A 22039-nucleotide genomic window follows, 5' to 3' on the forward strand; every position below is an offset into this window, starting at 1 on the left:
GGATGATGAAGCATGTATGAGAGATTAGATAAGCTCCGCGCTGAGGTTAAGCGTATGGAGAAAAAACTTGAAGATGATAAGGCAAGGCTTAAGGCTGCACAGCAGAGATTGCAGGAAGCTGAAAACTCACAGATCCTTGCTGATGTTGGAGCACTGAACTTATCACCTGAGCAGCTTGCCGAGTTCCTTAAACTTGTGGCAAATGGTCAGGCCGGTAATGCAGGCACTCAGGCAACTGTTGTAACTACAGCTACGGACAAAGCTGTTGTAGCTGAAACAAAGGAAACTGATTCGGAGGATGATTTTGACTGGGAGGATATCGAAGATGAAAAATAAACTGAATATCAGAGGTAGATTACTGGGAACTGTGGCAATTGTCGCAGCTTCTTTTATTGGAGCGACACCTATCACAGCATTTGCAGGTGGTCCTGACTGCACCTGTGAGCACAAGTGTACAGCGGATAAAATTGATCCGGACTGTGAGCTTTGCAAATACGATTACACCATGTGTGAGGGTGAAGATCCTGTGGAAACAGAACCGGAAGAACCTACAGAACCTGAGGAAGAAAAGTGGGGACCGCTTACACCTGATGGCAACATGACTCTTGTTGATGACTACGGCACTCTTGAAGCAGGAGGCAAGCAGTTCATCACTGTTGTTACAAAGTCCGGAAACTATTTTTATATCATTATAGATCGTGATGATGAGGGCGAGGAGACAGTTCACTTCCTGAATATGGTCGATGAGTCAGATCTTTTAGCTCTGATGGATGAGGAAGAGGTAGATAAATATCTTGCAGCTACAGGTAAGGAAAAGCCTGAGGAAACAACAGAAGAACCTACAGAAGAACCTACAGAGGAACCGGAAGCTGAGCCTGAAGAGCCAGTACAGCCTGAACCAGAAAAGAAGAAAAATCCTACAGGAGCCATGGCACTGATCCTACTCTTAGCAATCGGTGGTGCAGGAGGCTATATCTACTTTACTAAGATTAAGACCAAAAGAAAAACGGTAACTACCGCAGATCCTGATGCTGATTATAACGAGGATGAGGATGAATATCTTGCAAGTCTCCCTGATGATCTGGATGAGGATTATGAGCTATCTGAGGATTCGGCAGACGAAGCAACAGATGAAACGGAGGAAGAGTAATGGCGAGAAAATCACGATACAGCGAATATGCGAAAGCAGTGTATGGAGAGCAGGGCAGTGTCCCTGCTCTTTCTATTAGGGACAAACTTTCCAGGATGAAAGAAAAGTCCAAAGAGGTAAATAAAAAGCCTGATAAGAAGGGAAAGGAGGGTGAGTAAACATGGCATATGACAAAAATAATTTTGATCCCAAAGTAGCTGCTGAAGCCAGAAAAAAGGAAATGGAAGAGATCACCACAAAACTTGAAAAAGGCGTTAAGGATATCTTTTCCTCGGATAACTTCAAGGATTATCTGAATTTCTGCGCCAAGCTTCCCAGGTACTCTGTGAACAATCAGATCCTTATCATGATGCAAAAACCTGATGCAACCATGTGTCAGTCCTTCACCGGCTGGAAAGATATGAACCGCCATGTGGTAAAGGGTGAGAAGGGAATCAGGATTCTTGCACCTGCTCCTTACAAAATGGAACGTGAGCAGGACAAGCTGGATGCAAACGGCAGGGCAATCCTTGATAAAGATGGTGAGCCTGTAAAAGAAAAGGTTGAAGTGACAATCAATGCCTTTAAGCCTGTCAGTACTTTTGATGTGAGTCAGACTGATGGCGATCCGCTTCCAACACTTGGAATTGCAGAACTTACCGGAAGTGTGGATGGCTATAAGACGCTTCTCGATGCAATCACAGAAGTAGTTCCTGTACCCATCACTTTTGAAAACATTGAATCCGGTGCAAAGGGATATTTCCATTTGGAGGATAACCGTATCGCTGTGCAGGAGGGCATGAGTGAAGCCCAAACTGTAAAGACTATAATCCATGAAGCAGCCCACCAGGCACTTCACTCTAAGGATGCACTGGAAGCTTCAGGAGAGAAAAAGTCGAAGAATCAGAAAGAGACAGAGGCCGAATCTGTAGCCTATGTAGTCTGCCAGCATTATGGCATAGACACTTCTGATTATTCCTTTGGCTATGTCGCTTCCTGGTCTGAGGGAAAAGAAGTACCTGAGCTTAAAGCATCCCTTGATACAATCCGCAGAACTGCATCAGAGATGATTCAAAAGATTGATGACAAGGTTCAGGCTCTTACCACTGTGAAAGAGATTGATGAGTTCATGGAGGTTCATGGTGATGAGCTCCCTTTCGCTGATCCGGAGGCTGACCAGCCGGTTGGCTATATCAAGATCACACCTCCGGTTGATTTCAGTGATTTTAAGAATGATAAAAAGATCACTCTGACAGCTGAAACCAAAGCTGAATCCAAAGAAAATGCAGAGGAATCCAAAGAAAAGAAGGATGAAACCAAAGAAATTGCTAAGGCTGAGAAAAAACCTGCCAGCCGAGAATCTGCAAAGAAGACTTCCGTAAAGGATAAGCTCACTGCCGGAAAAGAAAAAGTATCAAAGACAAATAAAACAAAAACTGAGCCGAAGAAAGATCTTCAGGCCGCTATGTAAATGAGAGGAGAAAAACGCATGAATAAGAAGTTGGTAATGGGAATTGTAGCAGGAGTAGGTGTAGTAGGCACGGTTGCAGGAATTGTTCACAGGAGCAATCAGAAAGTCCGCAGGGCAAATCGTGCAGTCAGCGAGGCAACAGAGCTTGTAGAGAAATCTATGGATGTAGTGGAAAGGGCAATGAAGCTCCTTGATCGCACTTATGATTTTGAGGATGACTACGATTTCCTTGAGGATGATTATGATGAGGATTTCGAGGATGACTACTGTGATGACTTCGATGAGGAAGGAGACGATGACTGCGATGATTAACCTGGTGGTGGCTGAAAAGCCTTCGGTTGCGCAGTCCATCGGAAAGGTACTTGGATGCACCGGCAGACAGGATGGATACCTGGAAGGAAATGGATATCTTGTCAGCTGGTGCGTTGGGCACCTTATTGAACTTGCTGAGCCGGAGACTTATGACAGCAAATATGAAAAATGGAAAAAGGAAGATCTTCCTATAATCCCCGATATATTCAAGTATCAGGTTGCAGCTTCCACCAAAAAGCAGTTCCAGATATTGAAGGATCTGATGAACAGAGATGATGTCACAGTAGTAACAAATGCCTGTGATGCAGGACGTGAAGGGGAGCTAATATTCAGACTTGTCTATGATAAGGCAGGCTGCAAAAAGCCAATGAAGAGATTATGGATATCATCTATGGAAGATGAGGCGATAAGAAACGGTTTTGATAACCTGGCTGATGGGAAAGATTATGACAGGCTTTATGAAGCCGCACTTTGCAGAGAACGTGCTGACTGGATTGTTGGCATCAATGCCACAAGGTTTTTCACCTGCTCTTATGGTCAGACCTTAAATGTAGGCCGTGTTATGACACCGACACTTGCGCTTACTGTAGAGCGTGAGGCACAGATAAGAGCTTTTAAGCCGGAAGACTTTTATCAGGTACAACTGGAAGGGAATGATCTCATCTTCACAGGAGAACGTATACCGGATAAAGATGAAGCTGAGGATCTTGCAGAGAAATGTCGGACTGAGAGTAAGGCAGTAGTAACAAAAGCAGACATAAATGAAAAGTTGGAAAACGCTCCTGCTCTTTTTGACCTGACTTCTTTGCAGAGAGAAGCTAATAAAAGATATGGCTTCACAGCTCAGCAGACTCTTGATTATGCTCAGAGCCTTTATGAGAAAAAACTGCTCACCTATCCAAGAACTGACAGCAGATTCCTCACAGATGATATGGAGACAACAGCGAGTTCTATCCTTGGAATCATAGGAAATAAGCTTTCCATAAAGATAACGGACGAGCTTAATTTCAAAAAGATTCTTAATAGCAAAAAAGTCACAGACCACCATGCAATCATCCCAACTGAAACACTTAGGTCGACAGATGTTGAAGCACTTCCTGAAGGGGAAAAGAAAATATTGCAGCTTGCAGCTACAAGGCTTGCCGAGAGTGTATCAGCTCCCTGCAAATATAAGGAAACTGTTGCAGAAGTCAGTTGCCTTGGGAAAACCTATACGCTTAAAGGAAAATATATAGCTGATCCCGGATGGCGAAGTGTAGCTAATACCAAAGATAAGGATTCTGATGAGGATAGCAGAGTTATTATTCTGGATTTTAAGGCAGGCGATACAGTTGCAATTGATAAAACTTCTGTGAAAGCAGGGAAGACCACACCTCCAAAATCCTATACAGAAGATACACTTCTTTCTGCCATGGAAAAGGCAGGCTGTGATGAAATCCCTGATGAAGCTGAGAGGAAAGGACTTGGCACACCTGCCACAAGAGCCGGTGTTATAGAAAAGCTTGTCCGCATTGGATTCCTGGAAAGGCGTGGAGATAAGAAAACAAAATATCTTGTTCCTACGCATAAGGGCGAGACCTTGATCACAGTTATTCCTGAATCCATTCAGTCAGCTTCCATGACAGCCGACTGGGAGCAGAAGCTTTTAGAAATTGAAAAGGGCAGCTATGATGCAGATGCCTTTATGATTGAGATCACACAGATGATAAGAAAACTGCTTGATACCTACAGGATAGTTCCTGATGCAGAGGTACTTATGCATCCTGTATATGAGCCTTTGGGAAAATGCCCTCATTGTGGAAGCAATGTGGTAGAGAAGTCCAAGGGCTTTTTCTGTGAGAATAAGGACTGCAAATTTGCTCTTTGGAAGGATAATCGTTTCTTCGATTCTCTTTCCAAGAAGCTTACGAAGCAGATTGCAGTGCAGCTGCTTACAGACGGAAAGGCAAAGCTGAAAAAATGCAGGTCGGTAAAAACTGGCAAGAGCTATGACACTACAGTAGTCCTATCTACAACTGATAATGGTCAGCCACAGTTCACTTTGGATTTCACGAAGGGAGGGAAATAGCCTATGGAGAAAAAGAAAAAGAATAAGATCAGAAAATGGGATGAAGTCGGCGGTGCAGTAGAAGTCGAGGAAGAAGTTTTTTCGGAAAGCCCAACAGAAGATCCCGGTGCCGGTCCATCTGTCAGCAGGAACTTCATGCGAGGCATTGAGGACATGGTTGAGCAGAATGATAACAATTTTGATGGTGTTATCAACAATCTTCCTGAAGATAAGACACCTGCTCAGAAGACAAATGCAGATGTGATAGAAGAGGAACTGGAGAAAAAGTCTGTTCTTAAGAAACTTCAGGAAGCTGCCTATGATGTAGAAAAGCCAAAGCCTGTAACTCCTTGTTGCTTCTGTAATGCCCTGGAGAGGTTCTGATATGCGTGAGTATACGGACAGAATCCGGGTATGGATAAAGCCCGGAGATAAGGAAAAAATAAGAAAGCGTATGGAAGAAGCCGGTATCAGAAACATGTCTGCCTATATCAGAAAAATGGCGATTGATGGTTATGTTATAAAGCTGGATCTTAGTGATGTGAAGGAGGTATCACGCCTCCTTCGCATCAACGCCAATAACATCAACCAATATGCAAAAAGAGCCAATGAAACTGGCAGCATATATCTGGAAGATATCAAAGATGTTCAGAGACAGCAGGAAGAACTTTGGATTCTTATGAAAGAAATATTACAGAGGCTTGCTACGATTTAAGAAAAGAGGTGATGACTTATAGCTGCTACCAGACTTATAGCCATGCATATGAATAAAGGAAAATCCATTCAGCAGTGCCTGAAGGACAGAACGGATTATGCTCAGAATCCTGAGAAGACAGATGGTGGTATTCTGGTCAGCAGCTATGAGTGTGATCCTAAGCTTGTGGAGGAGCAGTTCGCTCTTGCCAAAAGAGAATATCAGCATAATACCGGCAGAGAAAATAATAATGATGTGATTGCATATCAGATAAGGCAGGCTTTTAAAACCGGAGAAATCACACCGGAGGAAGCCAACAGAATCGGATATGAAACGGCTATGCGCTGGACTAAGGGGAGACATGCTTTTATAGTCGCTACACATGTAGATAAAGCGCATATTCATAACCACATCATATATAATTCCACGAATCTTGACTGTAACAGAAAATTCAGAGATTTTCATTTATCAGGAATAGCACTCCATAAAGTCAGCGACATCGTATGCCTTGAAAATGGTCTCTCTGTCATTACTCCGAGGAAACCAAGTGAACGAAGCAAGCGCACTGTTTATCCTCAGCGGAAAAGCTACCGTGAAGAAATCCGTGAGTCCATTGATATCTGTATGGAGCAAAAGCCCAAAGATATGGAAGAGCTTATAAAGCTTCTTCAGGAAATGGGATACGAAATAAAACGCGGTAAATATGTTTCTCTTAAGGGTAGAGATCAAAAGAAGTTTTTACGAATGCGCTCTCTTGGAGCAGGCTATAGAGAAGAGGATTTGGAGAAAGTCTTTTCCGGGGAAAGTGCATTTACACCTGATCCGAAGCAACAGCGTACTGACGAAAATGTTTATGTTAAACCTGAGCCAAAGGTGGATATGCTTCTTGATATTCAGGCTATGATTGCCAAGGGAAAAGGACCAGGCTATGAACGCTGGGCTAAGGTTCATAACATAAAGCAGATGGCACAGACGCTTCTTTTTCTGGAAGAACATGGTCTCAGAGATTATGATGAACTCTCAGAAAAAGCCAGGGCAGCCTCCGAGAGATTTGGAGAAATTACTGAGAAGCAGAAAGCTCTTGAGGCAAGGCTTGTTGAGATAGCTGCGCTGAAAAAGCATATTATAAACTATTCCAAGACTAAGGACACTTATGCTGAATATCGCAAGAGCGGTTATAGCAAAAAGGTCTTTGAAGAGCACAGGGAGGCTATCACTCTTTGTAAAGCTGCTAAGGAAGCTTTCTCCAAGATCGAGGGTAAACTTCCTAAGATCAAAGAACTGAATCAGGAATACAGCGAAGTCCTTCAGGAAAAGAAAAAGACCTATGCCGAGTACCGGCAGGCGAAGCAGGATATGAAGGATCTACAGACTGCAAAGTATAATGTAGACCGACTGCTCAAATCTGAGCAGTCGAAAGAGCAGGACGAAAAGCAAAAGACAACTGAACAGACTCTATAAGACTGAGGGAGATTTCATTGTGAGGACACAATGGAGTCTCCCTCTTTTTTGCGTTATGAGAAGTTCTGTCAGCGTCAACTTTGTTGATGCGTAGCTCCGAGTGAAAACGAGGTTCAGGGGGATTGGGGGAATGACCACCAACAAGCAAAAACGCATCGAGGGTCCTCGGTGCCCTGCTTGCGAAAATGAAAAACATTTATAAATCATGCATTGATGATATAATTAGTTATAACGTACACAAATAACGTTTATCTTTTCTGAACAACTAAGGGAGGTTTAAATTATGCCACATGGAAGTTATGCGGAATGTCCAAATTGCGGAATAGTAGCACATGGTGATGACGAAATTGAGGAAATATTTGGATTTAGATATGGCCATACAAAGCCACAATCATGGTGCAAGGAATGTCGAAGCAGTAGAAATTATGGTTCAGGTGAAAGACTAAGTGTTTGGGATGCTGCTGATATCTGGATGTCTAATGGTATGGATGAGGATTATATGTTTGGATATTCAGAAGATGAGCTGAGGAATGCGCTTCGATAGAACAATAATGATTATAAGGATCTTTATGAGTACTCTTATATATTGTATCAATTACAATAGAACCTCCACACCATATGTGGAGGTTCTATTACTTGACATAAATCTAAACTAAACCTTGCTCCAATAGCCCAGAATAAAGCATTTTTCTTCCTGAGTAGTTCCAGTAAGCACAGTCTTGTTCCATGAAAAGCCACTTTACTGACAATAGTATAATTTCAATAGGGCGTTCAATCCCTTCAAAGTCATGGAAGAAGATACCTAATGGAGTAGTTAAGTCAATGTCTTCACATCTATAGATCTTAGCAATTATTGATTTCACAGCATCGTATTCTTCAGGATATTTTGATTTGCACTCAATTAACACATCAAAAATATCCTGATGGCTAGGATTCGAATATCTTCTATTCTTTTTGAACCACATACCACTCACATTAACGGTGAAGTCAAAACCTTTGTTCAGCTGAGTGGGCCTTTTTAGATAGATCCCGTATTCTTTATAAGATTCAACGAAATATGTGTATCGTGAACAATTATCCCCTGTTCCAGTGCCACATTCTTCCTCGAGCATTTTGGAAATAAGGGCTTTACGTTTTATAACCCGATCGCCTGCTGGTAATGTGTAATAAACTTCATGTGAACCCATAAAAGCTCCTTTCGAAGATTTAGATACCCATCATTTTTCTAATATCAAAGACAAACTGGCGCTGGAAATAGAAGGCATGGTTTTTGTTTGAAACATATCTACCATAAATTTCTGAATAAATTGCATTATATGAACCATCACTTCGTCTGCTATCTTTGCTTCTAACTTGTAAATGCTTACCGTTAGATGTGTGTATAAAACCATCAGGGCTTGTTTCAACATGATTCTTTAGTTGCCTACATATGCTGTAGTAATCTTCTCTCCAAATATTCATCAGGTCAGAAAACTCTGGCCGGTCTAAATCGATGTGAATTGGCATGAAGAATTTCCAAGAATGAGGATCTCCATCTTTACAAACGGGTACGTATAGAAGATTGCTTATTTTTTCATATAGGTGGGTTTCCTCAAAAGTTTTTTCCATCAATAGTTCGTCTATAATGCTGCTAATCTGAGTAACGAAAACGGTCTCTTTTGGTTCGCCATAAGCATCGCACTTATTGGTTTTTAATTCCCCATCATCAAAATCTAAATTAGAACTATCAAGTTTTTTTCCAAGGGCTAGTTCGAGCAACTGACCAGTTTTTCCCTTGTTGATGATAATTGACTGGATATCATCCTCTGAAAAAAGTTTTGAAAAAGGAATGTCAGACAGTTTTTTTATTTTTTCTTCAGCTTCCTGTAAATACATAAGATATAACCTCCATACATCTAATAAATTCATTCCATAGAAATACGATAATTGTTAGCAACAGGAAAAATCAACGAATGTAAGAATTAACAACCTTTATAAATAAATATGTAGGAAAACATTTACATTTAAAGGACGGAGTGTTATATTTTTTAATACAAGATTGAAATTGGACAGGAGAACAATATGGCAGATATCGGAGAGAATTTGAAAAAAGCTCGCAAGGCAGCAGGTATACGACAAGAAGACGCGGCTAACAAAGTTGGAATGCTTAGGGTTACATTAAGTTCAATTGAATCCGGAAAGAGAAAAGTAAGTACTGATGAATTAGTTAAATTTGCAAGTTTATATAAGGTTGATCCAGATGTGTTGTTGGAATACAGTGCAGATAATGATGAGGCTACCAAAAGAAGATTAAGCAAATATTTGCAATTGATTACAATGCAGGAGAAGTTTTTGCATTTGAGTGATGGCGATAAACAGGAAGTATTAGATATTATTGATATAAAGCTTAAGAAGAGAAAGGGGTGAAGAGGTATAATAACTCAGCCAATAGATTTTAAAATGGAAAAAACTACTATTTGGTCATTTCCAGATAGAGGAGAATGGGCTACACATTCTGGAAAATACAGAGGAAATTGGTCACCATATGTTCCCAGAAATCTATTATTAAAATATTCTAAAGAAGGTGATTGGGTTCTTGATCAATTTGTGGGAAGCGGAACATCATTGGTGGAAGCGAAGCTTTTAAATCGAAATGCCATAGGTGTAGATATAAATACAAATGCGTTATTGCTATCAGAGAATAATCTTAAATTTGAGTCAGATAGTAAATCTAGAATAGTCTTAAAGGAAGGGACTGCTGAGAATTTAGATTTTATAAAAGATAATAGTATTGATATGATATGTACTCATCCACCTTATGCTGATATCATAAAATATAGTTCAGGTATTTTAGGTGATATTTCATTGCTAAAGTATGATGACTTTTTGGCTTCAATGAATAAGGTTGCTTCCGAAGCAAATCGTGTTTTGAAGAAAAACCGTATTTGTGCTTTTATGATTGGAGATATAAGAGAGCATGGATATGTCAGACCGCTTGGAATGGATGCTATGCAAATATTTATTGATAATGGCTTTAAGCTGAAAGAAATAATTATCAAGGAGCAGCATAATTGTAGAAGCACCGCATACTGGGAGAGGAAAAAAAGAAGCTTTTATTTACTAGCGCATGAATATATATTTGTTCTTGAAAAAATCAGCGAACGCTGATTTTTTGTTGCATTCGGTGAATTTATGCTGTAATCTAATACTTGAAGTTGGTGTGGGCTGAATAATACAGCTAGAGTATTGGCGTTGGAGATGAACATGGTTATTTGTTATAAGAAACTGTGGAAAAAATTAATCGATTTAGATATGAAGAAGAAAGATTTATGTGATGCCGCCGGAATAAGTCATGCGTCAATGGCGAAGCTTGGGAAGAATGAGAATGTAACGACGGATATATTGGTAAAAATATGTTCTGCTTTAGAATGTGATATTGGAGACATAGCAGAAGTTGTCTGTGAAGAAAATAAAGAATAATACCAATGATAGAATAATGCAAGATGGAGGAAACAGATATGAAACCAGTAGTTAAGTGGGCAGGAGGAAAGACACAACTTCTTGATAGGTTGGAATGCCGTATGCCTGAAGAATACAATAGGTATTTTGAGCCATTCATAGGAGGAGGGGCTTTATTATTGGACGTTAGTCCAGAACGCGCAATAATTAACGACTGTAATATTCAGTTGTTAAATGTATATAGACAAATAAGAGATGGTGTGGAGGATTTGATATCTATAGTACATGAGTTTGATGCTGTTCCTTGTACAAAAGAAAGATATTATGAAATGAGAGAGGCATATAATAGGAAAATATCTGGCAATGTACAAGATGTAGAATGCGCTGCGCTTACAATTTGGATTAACAAACACTGCTTTAATGGATTATACAGAGTAAACAAGAAAGGTAGTTTTAATGTTCCATGGAATAATAAACAGAGTGGTGATTCTATTTCGGAAGATAATCTTAGGGAAATCAGTGATTATTTGAGGAACAACGATGTGACAATTCTTGAAGGGGATTTTGAGGCAGGGTGTGAGGGTGTTGGTACTGGAGATTTTGTATACTTTGATTCTCCATATGTGCCTGAAAGTGACACTGCTAATTTTACAGACTATACAAAAACTGGTTTTGAATACGAAGACCATGTAAGACTATCAAGATTGTTTAGAAAATTGTCTGAACGTGGGGCAATGGTTATGCTGAGCAATAATAATGTTCCGCTGGTCCATGAATTATATGAAGGATTTAATATTTATGAGACTGATGTGGCGCGTATGATTAATAGAAATGCAGATGGGAGAAAGGGGAAAGAAGTAATTATCACAAATTACTGATGGAACATATGAAAGATTTGTGTTTGGACTGTTTAGAATCATACTATGAAACAGATGAGACAATGTTAGTCCTTAGTGATGTTTTTGATGCATTAAACCAAATCCCAGAAAACACTTTTGATATGATTTTTGCAGATCCTCCTTACTTTCTTAGCAATGATGGAATTACTTGCCAAGGTGGGAAGATGGTTTCGGTTAATAAAGGTGATTGGGATAAGGTGAATTCTTTTGATGAAAAGCATGACTTCAATAGAAGATGGCTCCGTGAATGTAAAAGGGTATTAAAGCCAAATGGTTCAATTTGGATAAGCGGAACCCTTCATAATATTTACAGTGTCGGAATGGCATTGGAGCAAGAGGGGTATAAGATTATTAATAATATTACATGGCAAAAAACTAATCCTCCACCAAATTTAGCATGTAGATGCTTTACTCATAGCACAGAAACTATACTTTGGGCTCAGAAGGCAGATAAAAAGAGTAAGCATCTATTTAATTATGAAGTTATGAAAGAAGAAAACGGTGGGAAGCAAATGAAGGATGTATGGACAGGAAGTTTAACATCACCCAAAGAGAAAAAGTATGGAAAACACCCTACCCAAAAGCCTTTATATTTGTTAGAAAGAATTATTTTGGCATCAACGAATGAAGGGGATTTGGTTTTGGATCCTTTTTGCGGAAGTTCATCAACAGGTGTTGCCGCAATAAAGTTAGGAAGAAACTTTGTCGGAATAGATAACTCTAAAGAATATATTGAATTATCGAAGAATAGAATTATAGGAGAATGTTATGCGTGATTTTGAAGAATGGTTGAGTAAAATGCGTAAGAGTATCAACGGATATTCATACTATGTGGATTTTGATAAAGTATATGCCAACGTTGATGCAATCAAGGTGGAACTTAATATTTTGAACTCGCTTATTGGCTCTAAAAATGTTGATGTAGAATGTAAAGAATTGCTTAGGAAATATCCCAATGTTATGAAAGCCATTCCCATTCTCTTGGCTGTAAGAGAAAATGAAATATATGCACAAGATGAAGAAGGTGCATTTTTATATGATTTTAGCAATGTCGATTTTAAAAGCTGTTCGATCGAACAGTATATCACATTTATGAAAAAAACAGGTCTCTTGGATTTGATCTCAAATCATATTATTGGAAACTTGTATGACTATGCGACTGGAGTAGAAACTGGTTTGGATAGTAATGGCAGGAAAAACCGTGGTGGGCATCAAATGGAAGATCTGGTAGAAAAATATATCAAGAAAACTGGTGCAGAATACTATAAAGAAATGTATCTGACAGATATTGAGAAAAAATGGGGAGCAAACCTTTCTGCGATATCAGCTGAGGGGACTACAACAAAAAGATGGGATTTTGTAGTTAAGACGGCTAAAAAAATATATGTGATTGAAACCAATTTTTACTCAGGGGGCGGTTCGAAATTAAATGAAACTGCAAGAAGTTATAAGATGATTGCTGAAGAGGCAAAGCAGGTACAAGGTGTCGAGTTTGTATGGATTACTGATGGTGGCGGATGGAAGTCAGCGAGAAGAAATCTTAAGGAAACATTTGAGACCATGGAACATTTATATAATATCGCAGATATGGAAAATGCAGTATTTGATAAACTCTTCAGATAATACCACACACGTGTGTTAAGCAATATGAGGGTGGTGTACTATTAGAGTGCTGATGCTGTTGTGTTTAAAGCACTAGAGGTGGAATGATATATGAAGCAATTGACAAAGAAAGCTGAAGTATTACTTGAAGAAATATTAGAGCATAGATTAGAAAATGGCGATTGTGATACCAACTATTGGAAAGACAGATTTGAAGAGTATTCGGTTTCTGAGGATGCAATTATCAGAAGTCTTTTCAAGGAACTACGAGAAGCTGGAATGATTTTAGTCAGCTGGTATGATGATTACCCGGCAGTTTTGATGTTGCTGAGTAATGGAGTTTCTTACTTTGAAGAAAAGGATTCAAATGATAATTTAGCTGCTCATTCATCTTCTTATGTAAATAATTTTTATGGAGCAGCTACTAATGTTCAGATACAACAGGGAACTGTGGATTCATTTCAAAAGATGAACGGTGAAGACTTTAATTCACTTGTAAGGCAGCTAGTACAGACTGTAAATAAATACGATGCTGTGTTGGAGTCTGAATATGGCGATGCAGCCGATGATTTAAGAAAGAATTGTAAAGATCTGGCACAGACAGATTTAAGAAATGCCAATGTTTCTTGTGTAAAAAAGACTGTAAGTTATATTCGAGACTTATCAGTTAATGCAGGCGGTGGATTAATTGCAGCAGGAATAATTGAAATAGCAACAAGATTGTTGAGGTGATTTATGGAGGGAATTGTATTACAACTCCAGGCTGAGGCATTGGATGATTCAGTAGATATTGAAACGTTATTAAGGAAGGCTTATCTTGTGGCGTGCAAGCTGAAGTTAAAAGATTTTGAACAATGGATTTCAAACGAGCAAAATGGCTACAGTGGAGAAATACCAGATTACAGAACTATTTCGGGGCAGATAAGAGCTTGGAATCCATATCGTGGTTGGATGCCAGTTGTTATGCAGGGCGAGCTGGCAGATGTTGCAAGTAGAATGCCGCTGAAAATCCCAATAGCAACTATTGCTGATTCATACAAAGAGAGTGATGGCTCGTTAATGTTAACGGTTCCGGGTGCAATTCAAGATTTCTTTAACAAAAATACAGATGGTTTTATTACGCAATATAGCTTTCATACAACCAAAACAGAAATGCATAAAATAATAAGTGCCGTAAGAAATAAGATATTGGAATGGGCATTACTGTTGGAAGAAAACGGAATCGTTGGCGAGGGTTTGAACTTCACTAATGAAGAGAAGGAAGTGGCTGCAAAGTCTGCTGTAATAAACAATTATACTAATAATTTTTATGCTAATGCAGATAATACGCGGATTGAACAAGGAAGCAAAAATGGAAAATGATTGGAATTTGTTGAAACGTAAAGATATCTACGCAATATTAGATGGTGATGAACTATTGGGAGACGGCAACGATGATACCTTTAGAATGCCATATTTAAAGGGAACACATCTATGTGAGCTGAGTGACAATTTTGGGTTGCATCAGGAATATGGGGCAAGTAGATGGACATACCTTGAAAACCTTATGGATTGCATGATTAAACAAGATAGGTGCGATGAGCTTTTGTGTTATATGTTCGACTTGGCAAGGTTTTATCAATTGGAAAGTTATGGAAGTTCAGAAGAAGTAACTAACAGACATCAAGAAATATGTAATGCTGCAATTGATAAAATAAATGCTAAGCTTGCATTGGGGAGGCATGAACTACAGTTTGTAGGTGGACATTTTTATATAACAGATATTAATCAGAAAGTAGAAGTAGCTTCTCCTAATATTAGCAGAATTGATCTTTCGTATGTTAGAGAACTGCCAAATAGATGTAAAAATGAAATCCTACAAGGAAATTATGACAATGTAATAACTAAATCGCGAACGCTTATGGAAGAAGTCCTTATATTTATATTGGAAAAGAGGAATCAACCAATAGAGTCAAGAGGGGACATTAATAAGCTGTATAACCAAGTAAAAAATCTTTTTAATATGCAGCAAAGTAAGAATTATGATGGAAGAGTAAATTCATTGCTTTCTGGTCTTGAAAAGATAGTCGAAGCAATTGGTAATATGAGAAATGTCAACAGTGATGCTCATGGGGTTGGAAGTAGCCGCATAGCAGTAAAGGAACGTGAAGCTAGGCTGGCTATGAACGCAGCAATGACATTTTGTGAGTACTTATTATCCTTTCAGAAGAAATAGGGTCGTTATATCAAGGGCAGGATGGAACCTGGTGGATAGCATAAAAAGCTGAAGAACTAAATTTCAGCTTTTTCCATAACCATATCTGACAAAGCAAACGGTACAATTTCATCCGGATTTGATGCAGGGCTTATCCATTCATCTATTTTTTCTATAGGTAGCATAAGTGGCATCCTGTCATGGATTTTAGATAGCTCTGCGGTAGGTTCTTTTGTAAGGACTACAAATACCGGATAGCCCTCTTCAATTCTGTAAAGCCCACAGAGCCAGGTTACAGTACAGCCTCTTGGCTGGATGGCATATTTATCACCGGTTTTTGTCTTGCCATCTGCACTTTTAAAATGCTCCCACTCAAAATAATAAGAAGCTGGGATGATGCATCTGTGGGATTTCCAGGCATCCTTGAAGGTGGGCTTTTCCATGGCAGATTCAACTCTTGCGTTAAAGAGGCTCCGTTTACCGTCTCTTGCCATAAATCCCCATTGCATTGGAAATACACTTTTTATTCCTTTGGCATTGGGAGCTATAACAGGGACTATATCTGTGGGACGAACTTCTCCATCAGTGATCAGAGGCCTTGCGTGGGTATCTACAAATTTACTGGTTAGAGATGACCGTAAAGCTATTTCAATTATATCTTTTAACTCCGGGAGATCCTTCTCCAGTGCATATCTGGTACACATAATGTTTTACTTCTATGGGTATTCATCTATCTCTTCATAGCCATTATCGGCATAGTAGTCTTCATTTATTTTCTCGGATCTTGCGAGCTCATCATTAAAACCTTTAAGAGCGTCAAAGGGACTGAATATCTTTGCCCTCCGTCCAAGATCCATCGCCGGATGCTTTATGGAAAAGCTGTCAGTCTTATCATGCTTTGGTTTACCTTTTAAAAATACATCCCTGTATCTGAAATTGGAAGGTATTTCTAACACAGAACTTTCGCTATTCATCTGATTCCTCCGTTTCTTAACAGACCGGAGGCTGTGCTTTAAGCTCTGTGACCTCCGATCTGCTTGTTTCTCTCTATAGTTGTTGCACCTTCAAGGAGATTTGTTCCCTTAAGAAGTGCATTGGCACCATATCTTGTCCTGACTTCAAGCAGGGCAGCATGGAGCCTTTTTTCTCTGTCTAGTGCATCGTAATCTGTAAACAGATCCATCTGATATATTCCTTCATCATTTCTTACATCACAGGCACAGATTCCAAGTCTGCGGAATAGAATCCTGTGATCACTTTTCTTTTTTACATCTGCCATGATAAGGTCTGTGACCTGCTGTACACTGTTGGTTGCAGCTCGCATACGCACAGTGCCATTTGAATGAGCAGGATGCAGCCTTCCGTACCAGTCGATGGAAAGTCGTCCATCATAGGAAGGGCAGTATTCAAGGCTCTTATAGTCGTAGCTTATCCACCAGGTAAAGGTGGAAGATACGAGGCTTTTCTTGTACATGTCACAGCACAGAATATCGATCATCTCCATAAGGACAATGCAGGCTTCCTCATATTTATATGGCCTTGGAAGTACCTGGCCGTTGGAAAGAGAGTGATTATCTGTCTTATAGTGCTTGATGTCATACATGGTTACTGGCTCTATGCCCCAGGCATGGTCTATAAGTATTTCAGCATCAATACCAAAGGTCTTGTAGAACCATTCCTCATCCCACTGGGTACGCTGAGCAATATCACCCATGGTGTACATATGATTTCTTTCAAGTCTTCCGGCTTTTCCGTTACCTATCTGCCAGAAGTCTGTCAGAGGTCTGTGATCCCATAACAGATATTTATAGGAATCCTCAGTAAGTGCTGCTATACGTACTCCGTCTTTATCTGCCTGAGCTTTCTTGGCTACTATATCCATGGCAACCTTGGCAAGATAGAGATTAGTTCCTATACCAACAGTTGCAGTGATCCCGGTATTTTTTAGTACGTCCCTTATCATGGTCATAGCCATGATGTGAGCCGGGGATTCGCCTGTCATTTTTGCAGCTTCTTCATAGAAATGCAGATAAGGCGTACAGTCTATAAAGCATTCATCTATGCTGTAGACATGTACATCTTCAGGAGCTACATATTTCAAATAAATGCCATATATCCTGGCAGATATCTTTTCATACTCAGCCATGCGTGGCACAGCTGTTATATAGAGGACGCGTGTGTGGTGCATCTGCTCATATTTCTTTATTGCCTGCTTGGCTTCAAAGAGCCTTGGTCTTCCCGGTACACCGATAGCTTTTAGTGACGGAGAGACAGCCAGGCAAATGGTCTGGTCAGACCTCGAAGCATCTGCTACAAGAAGATTTGCCTTAAGCGGGTCAAGTCCTCTTGCCACACATTCTACTGATGCATAGAAGCTTTTCATATCAATAGCGATATAGGTTCGCTTACTTTTGTTCATATCATTTCTTTATACATTCCTCACAGGAGGCAAGATGGATTTCTTTTGCCAGTGGGAATACATCAGGAATCAGAAGATTAAAATAGGCAGCAATCCTGTAAACCATATCAAGTGAAGGATTCTGTTCACCGTTTTCAATCTTACTGATAGTGCGCCTGCTTATATCAAGGTCGGCAGCCATTTGATCCTGACTGATTCCGTAGCTTTTACGAAGTTCATAAACTCTGTTTGAATAGATTAAATCTTTCAAGATGTTCACCCCTCTCTTATAAAAATACAGACTATTTCACAAGTATCATTGTAAATAAAGGAGTGTCCTATAATTTGGACTTAATCTGTAGCGAGCCTTCCAAATATCTTGAAGGTGCTGTATTCGCCTACTTCAATCGGCTTATACTTTGCATTAAGTGATACTAGGAAGGTGCCGGTTTCCTTTTTTACAAATTTTTTGAAGTAGGTAAGACCGTCAAGAAAGAATAGTCCCAAATCCCCTGATTCAAGGCAGTCTGTCTGTTCAATCCATACAAGCTGTTCATTCTTAAATTTTGGCTCCATACTGTCACCATCCAGATGTACTCCAAAGGAAGCCTTTCTTGGTACGTGATCAAAGATCTCTATCTCATCAAAGTTCTCATCATCAAGGAAATTACCGGTTCCTGCTGATGCTGAGGTAAGAGCTATCTTCATTATGCGTCCTTCCATAGGGATGACCTTGGATGACTTCTTATCGTATTTTCCTGATGCTTCCAGGAGATCGATATAGTCGTAGACTTTAATGATTCCGTCATCATTGAGATTCCTGAAAGGATCATTTGGATTTTCCCCAATAAACTCCGTATAGATATCGTTGATCTCAAGTATCTGGCACAGTGCAAGGAACTGATTCGCAGTTGGCATGTTTATACCTTTTTCCCAGGCACTTATGGCAGCATTACCTACATGGATGTCGAATCGTCCAAGCTCTTTTGCCACATCGATCTGAGATAAGCCTTTACTTTTTCTGTTCTGTGCAATGACCTGTCCGATGTTCATAGTGTTTTCCTCATTTCTGCGTAAGTGCAGACTAAATTAGTCTGTGTTGATTTTATATTTGGAATATACCACAGTAAAAACCTAATATCAATGTATAATTGAAAAATGTGATATATAGTCCCGTTGAAATTTGGATATAGTTGATTTATAGTTGATAATGCAAAGAGGAGAACGGCAGACGGCACACACCTCTGTGTAAACGGAAAACGGCTGCCAGATATTTGGGGAATGTGGAGGTAATGGATATATGGAGAACGATGTCTATATGCGTAGGGGGACATGAAGCATCGGCCTTCTGCGCATGAAGTTACAAAACTTACAGAGGCTTTTGATAAGCTGCTCGGACCTCGGAGACTTATAGTCGGCTTATCCGGAAAAGTTAATATCGAGAAAATCTCAATAACTTGTAAAGGTGACTTTCCCTTTCCTTTTCAAGCTTTTGGACAACACTTTGAATTGGAGGTGACGGGTCAATATGCAGGAAATTGAGTTTTATTGCAAGAAGTGTAGGAAGACTATGAAGATGTCTTATGCACTTACCGGAGATAAGGACGCTCCGGCCATGAATGGAATCATCATCAGGTGTCACACACGTAAGTGCACCAGAGTAGTTACCCTTAAGAATTTCACGGAGGGTAAGATAGTACAGAGAGCAAACGTATCCGGCAGATGCTATCTGTAAATAAATTAGAAATCAGGCGCGGTGATCCGTGCATAAAAAACACAACTAAATGAGGGCATCATGATATGGGGGTATAGCCCACCGCGGACGCATGATAAGAAATCAGTTAAAGGCTGAGTCTTATTGTGCGTCCTTTTTCTTTGTTCCTTTTCTGGTTTCAGCCCGGAAAGAGGGAGAAGATGAAGAATATTATTAAAGAAGAAACACTGGGACAGAGAATTAAGGCAGCAAGGATCAGAATGGGGATGACGCAGGAACAGCTTGCAGAAGTGATGTGCATTCCTAAGTCTACAATCTCTGCTTATGAGAATGATAAGGTGGATATCAAGGGAAGTGTGCTCGTGGAGCTGTCAAAGCATCTTGATACTACACCAAATTATCTGCTTGGGCTTGAGGGTAAGGAAGAGGATGCATATCTGAAAGAGATAAATTCATTGCTTGCGAAGATAACAAATATCAAGATAAGAAGGATACTTAAAACTCAGATTGAAGCTTTAGTTAAATAGTATAGATGAAAAAAGGTTCCTCCAAAGCGTGGAACCTTTTTAGCTTGTTCCATTTGCAGTTTGTGTGTCATTATCAATCCTCAAAGTCGAAATAAATATAACAGTGATCTGAGTAAGCTGTAGATTTTGGAGAAGATACTGTCGTGATTTTTTTAATAAAACAATCATTTACGAAGATGTAATCAAGTTTTTTATCATTCCAGGTGGCATTACCATCAGTAATCTCTTGCAATTCGTTATTAAACTTTTCAAGGTATTCTGGGAATACTGCATCAGGATGTAAGTTAAAGTCCCCAAGCATAGCAAAAGAAATTTCTTTATGCTTGTTTTCTTGAGCTTTTAATAGCATTGCATCAAGAAATTTCTTTTTATTATGTCTGTTATTTTTTTTGTTACCCTGTAAATCTTTAGTTTCAGCAAGAGGAACATCTACTGCAAGAAGATGTATATTGAGGTCATTGATTTGAACTTCTCGCCAGTTTCTGAGATCATAGGAATTGATATTTCCTTCATCTGAAATATCGGTAATTTCGTATTTTGATGCAATGAGAACACGTTTTCTTAAGTCTTTGTCCTGATTATTCTTATTAACACAAAAATGGTCGAAGCCTATTTGGCGCAGTCCATTGGTGATCAAATTATTGCTGTAACGGATCATATATTCAGGCAATACGGCAAAATCAGGGTTTACTTCGTGGATTGTGTTTACTACATTGGAAATATTTCCAATGTTGGGTGTTAAAAGATCTAATGTACCGCCATTATCTATATTCCATATCATTCCTCTATGCATGAGCATACTCCTTATATCTTTGTAAATGTATTTGTTTTTAAACTGTCTTTTTGATCGTTTACTGTGATTTTAAGCTCCTCCTGATGGTTATAAAGTTTAACTCCAAGATTTGATGGAGGTGTTTGGATGAGATCTCTCAGTGCAAATTTTGTACCTGATGGCATTTCACTTATTTTTTTTACGACTGTCTTCCACATGGTAGCATATGATCGTTCTTTAAGAGAAGCATCTTTACAATATGATGGCACATCTGGATATCCTTTTTCTTTTGCAAATCCCATTAGCTTTTCCCATTCTTTATCATTTACTGTGAACTGTACTCGCATTATTTGTCCTTTCCAAGGTGTCTGAACAAACACCTTGAGATTATAATACATCATCTAAGGCGTTTGTTCAAATACCTTCTTCAAAAAAGTACAACGTCCTTGTACTTTTTGCTCCCTAAGTCCAATCTTTGGCAAACGATTAAAAATGAGTGACAACCTATAATAAGTCTTGTCAACGAGATACAAGAAGCTAACCGGTTATGCTTCAGAAATTCTATAGGAGGTACACATGGAATCTGAGGCAATTAGCATTGACAAATACTTAGACAGTGATGTGAGTCAGAGATTTGAATTTCTATATGAAAACTATTCAGTCCTGAAAGCAATCATCAAAGATTATCGAGAAGACATCATCAATGATGTGATTGACATGAAAAGCTACAACAGAAGAGCTGCCAATGGAGAACTTGGAGTCAGGGTTCAGGTGTCTATGGGTACAAGTAACCCGACCATGAATAAGGCAATCAATAATATCACAATTGCAAAGGCAGTTGATGAAGGGTATCTGGATGAGGATTTCTTTGAAGACACGGATGATCCAGAAGCTCTGGTAAAAAGAGTAACCATCTACCACAGAGTAAGCATTGATTATCTGTCTTTCCAAAGTAAGATGGAGACTCTTAAGCCAAAGGATCAGAAAATCCTTAGGGAGTACCTTTCAGGGACTAAGACCTTTAGAGATTTTTCAGAAGAGATGGGAATTGATTATCAGTCGGCAGTTAAGAAAATAGGAAGAATCAAGCATAAACTGATTGAACGTGTAGAACCAAGACTTAGGAGGGGAGCATAAAGATGGCATACAGAAGAGCAGATGTAGAGGAAACAGCATTATACGCAAAGAAGTTTGTTCGTTATGAAGAGGGTGCAAAAAAGTACAGCATGGGTCTTTCAAAGTTTCAAACTTTGGCAAGAGAAGCAAAGGCTACTTATAAAGTAGACAAGCTGGTGCTTGTAAACTGTGACCTTTTTGAGAAATACCTTGAGACTTTCAGAGAGTTCTGATTGGTTAGCTCAGTAAAACAATTGAAGGATGT

32 protein-coding genes are annotated in these 22039 nt (G+C 39.3%); 23 read left to right on the forward strand and 9 right to left on the reverse strand.

The annotated features are described in order from the left end of the window. Positions 1–12 precede the first annotated feature (12 nt). The 10 genes from BLP87_RS09260 to BLP87_RS09300 all read left to right on the forward strand — a co-directional run bounded on the left by BLP87_RS09260 (position 13) and on the right by BLP87_RS09300 (position 7658). The gene (locus BLP87_RS09260; protein ID WP_074462445.1) at positions 13–336 is read left to right on the forward strand and encodes a DUF4315 family protein; all 324 of its coding nucleotides are present in this window, start codon (positions 13–15) and stop codon (positions 334–336) included. Further along, complete coding sequence (locus BLP87_RS09265; RefSeq protein WP_074462446.1) at positions 326–1150, forward strand: DUF4366 domain-containing protein; 825 nt, start codon at positions 326–328, stop codon at positions 1148–1150. Before BLP87_RS09260 ends, BLP87_RS09265 begins: the two co-directional genes overlap by 11 nt. Beyond that, the gene (locus BLP87_RS16040) at positions 1150–1308 is read left to right on the forward strand and encodes a hypothetical protein (protein ID WP_176756628.1); all 159 of its coding nucleotides are present in this window, start codon (positions 1150–1152) and stop codon (positions 1306–1308) included. The genes BLP87_RS09265 and BLP87_RS16040 overlap by 1 nt, the downstream gene beginning before the upstream one ends. Before the next feature lie 2 nt (positions 1309–1310). After that, complete coding sequence (locus tag BLP87_RS09270) at positions 1311–2600, forward strand: ArdC-like ssDNA-binding domain-containing protein (RefSeq protein ID WP_074462447.1); 1290 nt, start codon at positions 1311–1313, stop codon at positions 2598–2600. Between the two features lie 18 nt (positions 2601–2618). Further along, positions 2619–2912 (forward strand): hypothetical protein, encoded by a 294-nt coding sequence (locus tag BLP87_RS09275; protein ID WP_074462448.1) that lies wholly within the window; start codon positions 2619–2621, stop codon positions 2910–2912. Continuing rightward, on the forward strand, positions 2908–4980 hold the full coding sequence (locus BLP87_RS09280; RefSeq protein ID WP_074462500.1) for a DNA topoisomerase 3: 2073 nt from the start codon (positions 2908–2910) through the stop codon (positions 4978–4980). The genes BLP87_RS09275 and BLP87_RS09280 overlap by 5 nt, the downstream gene beginning before the upstream one ends. Positions 4981–4983: 3 nt before the next feature. Further along, positions 4984–5343: a DUF4316 domain-containing protein gene (locus tag BLP87_RS09285; RefSeq protein ID WP_074462449.1), complete on the forward strand. Its 360-nt coding sequence runs from the start codon at positions 4984–4986 to the stop codon at positions 5341–5343. Between the two features lies 1 nt (position 5344). After that, positions 5345–5674, forward strand: coding sequence for a plasmid mobilization protein (locus tag BLP87_RS09290; protein WP_072699992.1), 330 nt, complete (start codon positions 5345–5347; stop codon positions 5672–5674). Between the two features lie 18 nt (positions 5675–5692). Next, positions 5693–7114 (forward strand): relaxase/mobilization nuclease domain-containing protein, encoded by a 1422-nt coding sequence (locus tag BLP87_RS09295; RefSeq protein WP_074462450.1) that lies wholly within the window; start codon positions 5693–5695, stop codon positions 7112–7114. A gap of 283 nt (positions 7115–7397) precedes the next feature. Continuing rightward, a complete protein-coding gene (locus tag BLP87_RS09300; RefSeq protein ID WP_074462451.1) occupies positions 7398–7658 on the forward strand; it encodes a hypothetical protein in 261 nt (86 codons plus the stop codon). 103 nt (positions 7659–7761) lie between these two features. Here the strand turns inward: BLP87_RS09300 and BLP87_RS09305 are convergent, their stop codons facing one another. Further along, positions 7762–8301, reverse strand: coding sequence for a hypothetical protein (locus BLP87_RS09305; RefSeq protein WP_074462452.1), 540 nt, complete (start codon positions 8299–8301; stop codon positions 7762–7764). Between the two features lie 19 nt (positions 8302–8320). Beyond that, positions 8321–8989 carry a MutH/Sau3AI family endonuclease gene (locus BLP87_RS09310; protein WP_074462453.1) on the reverse strand — a complete coding sequence of 223 codons (669 nt, stop codon included), beginning with the start codon at positions 8987–8989 and terminating at the stop codon, positions 8321–8323. Between the two features lie 186 nt (positions 8990–9175). Here BLP87_RS09310 and BLP87_RS09315 point away from each other — a divergent pair, with 186 nt between their 5' ends. The 9 genes from BLP87_RS09315 (at position 9176) to BLP87_RS09355 (ending at position 15268) form a co-directional block, all read left to right on the forward strand. After that, the gene (locus BLP87_RS09315) at positions 9176–9520 is read left to right on the forward strand and encodes a helix-turn-helix domain-containing protein (protein ID WP_074462454.1); all 345 of its coding nucleotides are present in this window, start codon (positions 9176–9178) and stop codon (positions 9518–9520) included. 33 nt (positions 9521–9553) lie between these two features. After that, on the forward strand, positions 9554–10261 hold the full coding sequence (locus tag BLP87_RS09320) for a TRM11 family SAM-dependent methyltransferase (protein ID WP_074462455.1): 708 nt from the start codon (positions 9554–9556) through the stop codon (positions 10259–10261). A 96-nt stretch (positions 10262–10357) separates the two neighbouring features. Further along, on the forward strand, positions 10358–10573 hold the full coding sequence (locus BLP87_RS09325; protein ID WP_074462456.1) for a helix-turn-helix domain-containing protein: 216 nt from the start codon (positions 10358–10360) through the stop codon (positions 10571–10573). A 38-nt stretch (positions 10574–10611) separates the two neighbouring features. After that, positions 10612–11430: a DNA adenine methylase gene (locus BLP87_RS09330; protein ID WP_242871844.1), complete on the forward strand. Its 819-nt coding sequence runs from the start codon at positions 10612–10614 to the stop codon at positions 11428–11430. A gap of 8 nt (positions 11431–11438) precedes the next feature. Beyond that, entirely contained in the window at positions 11439–12227 is a 789-nt protein-coding gene (locus tag BLP87_RS09335) for a DNA-methyltransferase (RefSeq protein ID WP_074462501.1), read from the forward strand. Continuing rightward, entirely contained in the window at positions 12220–13074 is an 855-nt protein-coding gene (locus BLP87_RS09340) for a type II restriction endonuclease (protein WP_074462458.1), read from the forward strand. Before BLP87_RS09335 ends, BLP87_RS09340 begins: the two co-directional genes overlap by 8 nt. Positions 13075–13164: 90 nt before the next feature. Next, positions 13165–13785 (forward strand): hypothetical protein, encoded by a 621-nt coding sequence (locus tag BLP87_RS09345; RefSeq protein ID WP_074462459.1) that lies wholly within the window; start codon positions 13165–13167, stop codon positions 13783–13785. A gap of 3 nt (positions 13786–13788) precedes the next feature. Further along, positions 13789–14415 (forward strand): AbiTii domain-containing protein, encoded by a 627-nt coding sequence (locus BLP87_RS09350; protein WP_074462460.1) that lies wholly within the window; start codon positions 13789–13791, stop codon positions 14413–14415. Continuing rightward, positions 14405–15268, forward strand: coding sequence for an abortive infection family protein (locus tag BLP87_RS09355; protein WP_074462461.1), 864 nt, complete (start codon positions 14405–14407; stop codon positions 15266–15268). Before BLP87_RS09350 ends, BLP87_RS09355 begins: the two co-directional genes overlap by 11 nt. A gap of 56 nt (positions 15269–15324) precedes the next feature. On the opposite strand, the gene BLP87_RS09360 is transcribed toward BLP87_RS09355, so the two are convergent. The 5 genes from BLP87_RS09360 to BLP87_RS09380 all read right to left on the reverse strand — a co-directional run bounded on the left by BLP87_RS09360 (position 15325) and on the right by BLP87_RS09380 (position 18698). Beyond that, positions 15325–15951 carry an SOS response-associated peptidase gene (locus BLP87_RS09360; RefSeq protein ID WP_074462462.1) on the reverse strand — a complete coding sequence of 209 codons (627 nt, stop codon included), beginning with the start codon at positions 15949–15951 and terminating at the stop codon, positions 15325–15327. Between the two features lie 12 nt (positions 15952–15963). Further along, positions 15964–16221, reverse strand: coding sequence for a hypothetical protein (locus BLP87_RS09365; protein ID WP_074462463.1), 258 nt, complete (start codon positions 16219–16221; stop codon positions 15964–15966). Between the two features lie 38 nt (positions 16222–16259). After that, positions 16260–17666, reverse strand: coding sequence for a Y-family DNA polymerase (locus BLP87_RS09370; RefSeq protein ID WP_074462464.1), 1407 nt, complete (start codon positions 17664–17666; stop codon positions 16260–16262). 1 nt (position 17667) lies between these two features. Then, on the reverse strand, positions 17668–17916 hold the full coding sequence (locus tag BLP87_RS09375) for a helix-turn-helix transcriptional regulator (RefSeq protein WP_242871845.1): 249 nt from the start codon (positions 17914–17916) through the stop codon (positions 17668–17670). A gap of 80 nt (positions 17917–17996) precedes the next feature. Next, positions 17997–18698, reverse strand: coding sequence for an XRE family transcriptional regulator (locus BLP87_RS09380; RefSeq protein ID WP_074462466.1), 702 nt, complete (start codon positions 18696–18698; stop codon positions 17997–17999). A gap of 475 nt (positions 18699–19173) precedes the next feature. Between BLP87_RS09380 and BLP87_RS09390 the strand changes: the two genes are divergently transcribed. After that, positions 19174–19380 (forward strand): hypothetical protein, encoded by a 207-nt coding sequence (locus BLP87_RS09390; RefSeq protein ID WP_074462468.1) that lies wholly within the window; start codon positions 19174–19176, stop codon positions 19378–19380. Between the two features lie 179 nt (positions 19381–19559). Further along, positions 19560–19886: a helix-turn-helix domain-containing protein gene (locus BLP87_RS09395; protein ID WP_074462469.1), complete on the forward strand. Its 327-nt coding sequence runs from the start codon at positions 19560–19562 to the stop codon at positions 19884–19886. A 73-nt stretch (positions 19887–19959) separates the two neighbouring features. Here BLP87_RS09395 and BLP87_RS09400 read toward each other — a convergent pair whose 3' ends face one another. Continuing rightward, complete coding sequence (locus BLP87_RS09400; RefSeq protein ID WP_074462470.1) at positions 19960–20679, reverse strand: endonuclease/exonuclease/phosphatase family protein; 720 nt, start codon at positions 20677–20679, stop codon at positions 19960–19962. 11 nt (positions 20680–20690) lie between these two features. Next, positions 20691–21005: a hypothetical protein gene (locus tag BLP87_RS09405; protein WP_176756629.1), complete on the reverse strand. Its 315-nt coding sequence runs from the start codon at positions 21003–21005 to the stop codon at positions 20691–20693. Between the two features lie 229 nt (positions 21006–21234). Here BLP87_RS09405 and BLP87_RS09410 point away from each other — a divergent pair, with 229 nt between their 5' ends. Both BLP87_RS09410 and BLP87_RS09415 read left to right on the forward strand, forming a co-directional pair. After that, on the forward strand, positions 21235–21795 hold the full coding sequence (locus tag BLP87_RS09410) for a hypothetical protein (protein ID WP_074462472.1): 561 nt from the start codon (positions 21235–21237) through the stop codon (positions 21793–21795). A gap of 2 nt (positions 21796–21797) precedes the next feature. Beyond that, positions 21798–22007, forward strand: a complete 210-nt coding sequence (locus BLP87_RS09415) for a DUF6462 family protein (protein WP_074462473.1) — start codon at positions 21798–21800, stop codon at positions 22005–22007. Positions 22008–22039 lie beyond the last annotated feature (32 nt).

Source organism: Butyrivibrio hungatei (assembly GCF_900101605.1).
GTDB classification, from domain to species: Bacteria; Bacillota; Clostridia; order Lachnospirales; family Lachnospiraceae; genus Butyrivibrio; species Butyrivibrio hungatei_B.

Coding starts and splice junctions, on each gene's coding strand:
- BLP87_RS09260 (WP_074462445.1), top strand. CDS start 13: ATGTATGAGAGATTAGATAAGCTCCGCGCTGAGGTTAAGCGTATGGAG.
- BLP87_RS09265 (WP_074462446.1), top strand. CDS start 326: ATGAAAAATAAACTGAATATCAGAGGTAGATTACTGGGAACTGTGGCA.
- BLP87_RS16040 (WP_176756628.1), top strand. CDS start 1,150: ATGGCGAGAAAATCACGATACAGCGAATATGCGAAAGCAGTGTATGGA.
- BLP87_RS09270 (WP_074462447.1), top strand. CDS start 1,311: ATGGCATATGACAAAAATAATTTTGATCCCAAAGTAGCTGCTGAAGCC.
- BLP87_RS09275 (WP_074462448.1), top strand. CDS start 2,619: ATGAATAAGAAGTTGGTAATGGGAATTGTAGCAGGAGTAGGTGTAGTA.
- BLP87_RS09285 (WP_074462449.1), top strand. CDS start 4,984: ATGGAGAAAAAGAAAAAGAATAAGATCAGAAAATGGGATGAAGTCGGC.
- BLP87_RS09290 (WP_072699992.1), top strand. CDS start 5,345: ATGCGTGAGTATACGGACAGAATCCGGGTATGGATAAAGCCCGGAGAT.
- BLP87_RS09300 (WP_074462451.1), top strand. CDS start 7,398: ATGCCACATGGAAGTTATGCGGAATGTCCAAATTGCGGAATAGTAGCA.
- BLP87_RS09305 (WP_074462452.1), bottom strand. CDS start 8,301: ATGGGTTCACATGAAGTTTATTACACATTACCAGCAGGCGATCGGGTT.
- BLP87_RS09310 (WP_074462453.1), bottom strand. CDS start 8,989: ATGTATTTACAGGAAGCTGAAGAAAAAATAAAAAAACTGTCTGACATT.
- BLP87_RS09315 (WP_074462454.1), top strand. CDS start 9,176: ATGGCAGATATCGGAGAGAATTTGAAAAAAGCTCGCAAGGCAGCAGGT.
- BLP87_RS09320 (WP_074462455.1), top strand. CDS start 9,554: ATGGAAAAAACTACTATTTGGTCATTTCCAGATAGAGGAGAATGGGCT.
- BLP87_RS09325 (WP_074462456.1), top strand. CDS start 10,358: ATGGTTATTTGTTATAAGAAACTGTGGAAAAAATTAATCGATTTAGAT.
- BLP87_RS09330 (WP_242871844.1), top strand. CDS start 10,612: ATGAAACCAGTAGTTAAGTGGGCAGGAGGAAAGACACAACTTCTTGAT.
- BLP87_RS09335 (WP_074462501.1), top strand. CDS start 11,439: ATGAAAGATTTGTGTTTGGACTGTTTAGAATCATACTATGAAACAGAT.
- BLP87_RS09340 (WP_074462458.1), top strand. CDS start 12,220: ATGCGTGATTTTGAAGAATGGTTGAGTAAAATGCGTAAGAGTATCAAC.
- BLP87_RS09345 (WP_074462459.1), top strand. CDS start 13,165: ATGAAGCAATTGACAAAGAAAGCTGAAGTATTACTTGAAGAAATATTA.
- BLP87_RS09350 (WP_074462460.1), top strand. CDS start 13,789: ATGGAGGGAATTGTATTACAACTCCAGGCTGAGGCATTGGATGATTCA.
- BLP87_RS09355 (WP_074462461.1), top strand. CDS start 14,405: ATGGAAAATGATTGGAATTTGTTGAAACGTAAAGATATCTACGCAATA.
- BLP87_RS09360 (WP_074462462.1), bottom strand. CDS start 15,951: ATGTGTACCAGATATGCACTGGAGAAGGATCTCCCGGAGTTAAAAGAT.
- BLP87_RS09365 (WP_074462463.1), bottom strand. CDS start 16,221: ATGAATAGCGAAAGTTCTGTGTTAGAAATACCTTCCAATTTCAGATAC.
- BLP87_RS09370 (WP_074462464.1), bottom strand. CDS start 17,666: ATGAACAAAAGTAAGCGAACCTATATCGCTATTGATATGAAAAGCTTC.
- BLP87_RS09380 (WP_074462466.1), bottom strand. CDS start 18,698: ATGAACATCGGACAGGTCATTGCACAGAACAGAAAAAGTAAAGGCTTA.
- BLP87_RS09390 (WP_074462468.1), top strand. CDS start 19,174: ATGCAGGAAATTGAGTTTTATTGCAAGAAGTGTAGGAAGACTATGAAG.
- BLP87_RS09395 (WP_074462469.1), top strand. CDS start 19,560: ATGAAGAATATTATTAAAGAAGAAACACTGGGACAGAGAATTAAGGCA.
- BLP87_RS09400 (WP_074462470.1), bottom strand. CDS start 20,679: ATGCATAGAGGAATGATATGGAATATAGATAATGGCGGTACATTAGAT.
- BLP87_RS09405 (WP_176756629.1), bottom strand. CDS start 21,005: ATGCGAGTACAGTTCACAGTAAATGATAAAGAATGGGAAAAGCTAATG.
- BLP87_RS09410 (WP_074462472.1), top strand. CDS start 21,235: ATGGAATCTGAGGCAATTAGCATTGACAAATACTTAGACAGTGATGTG.
- BLP87_RS09415 (WP_074462473.1), top strand. CDS start 21,798: ATGGCATACAGAAGAGCAGATGTAGAGGAAACAGCATTATACGCAAAG.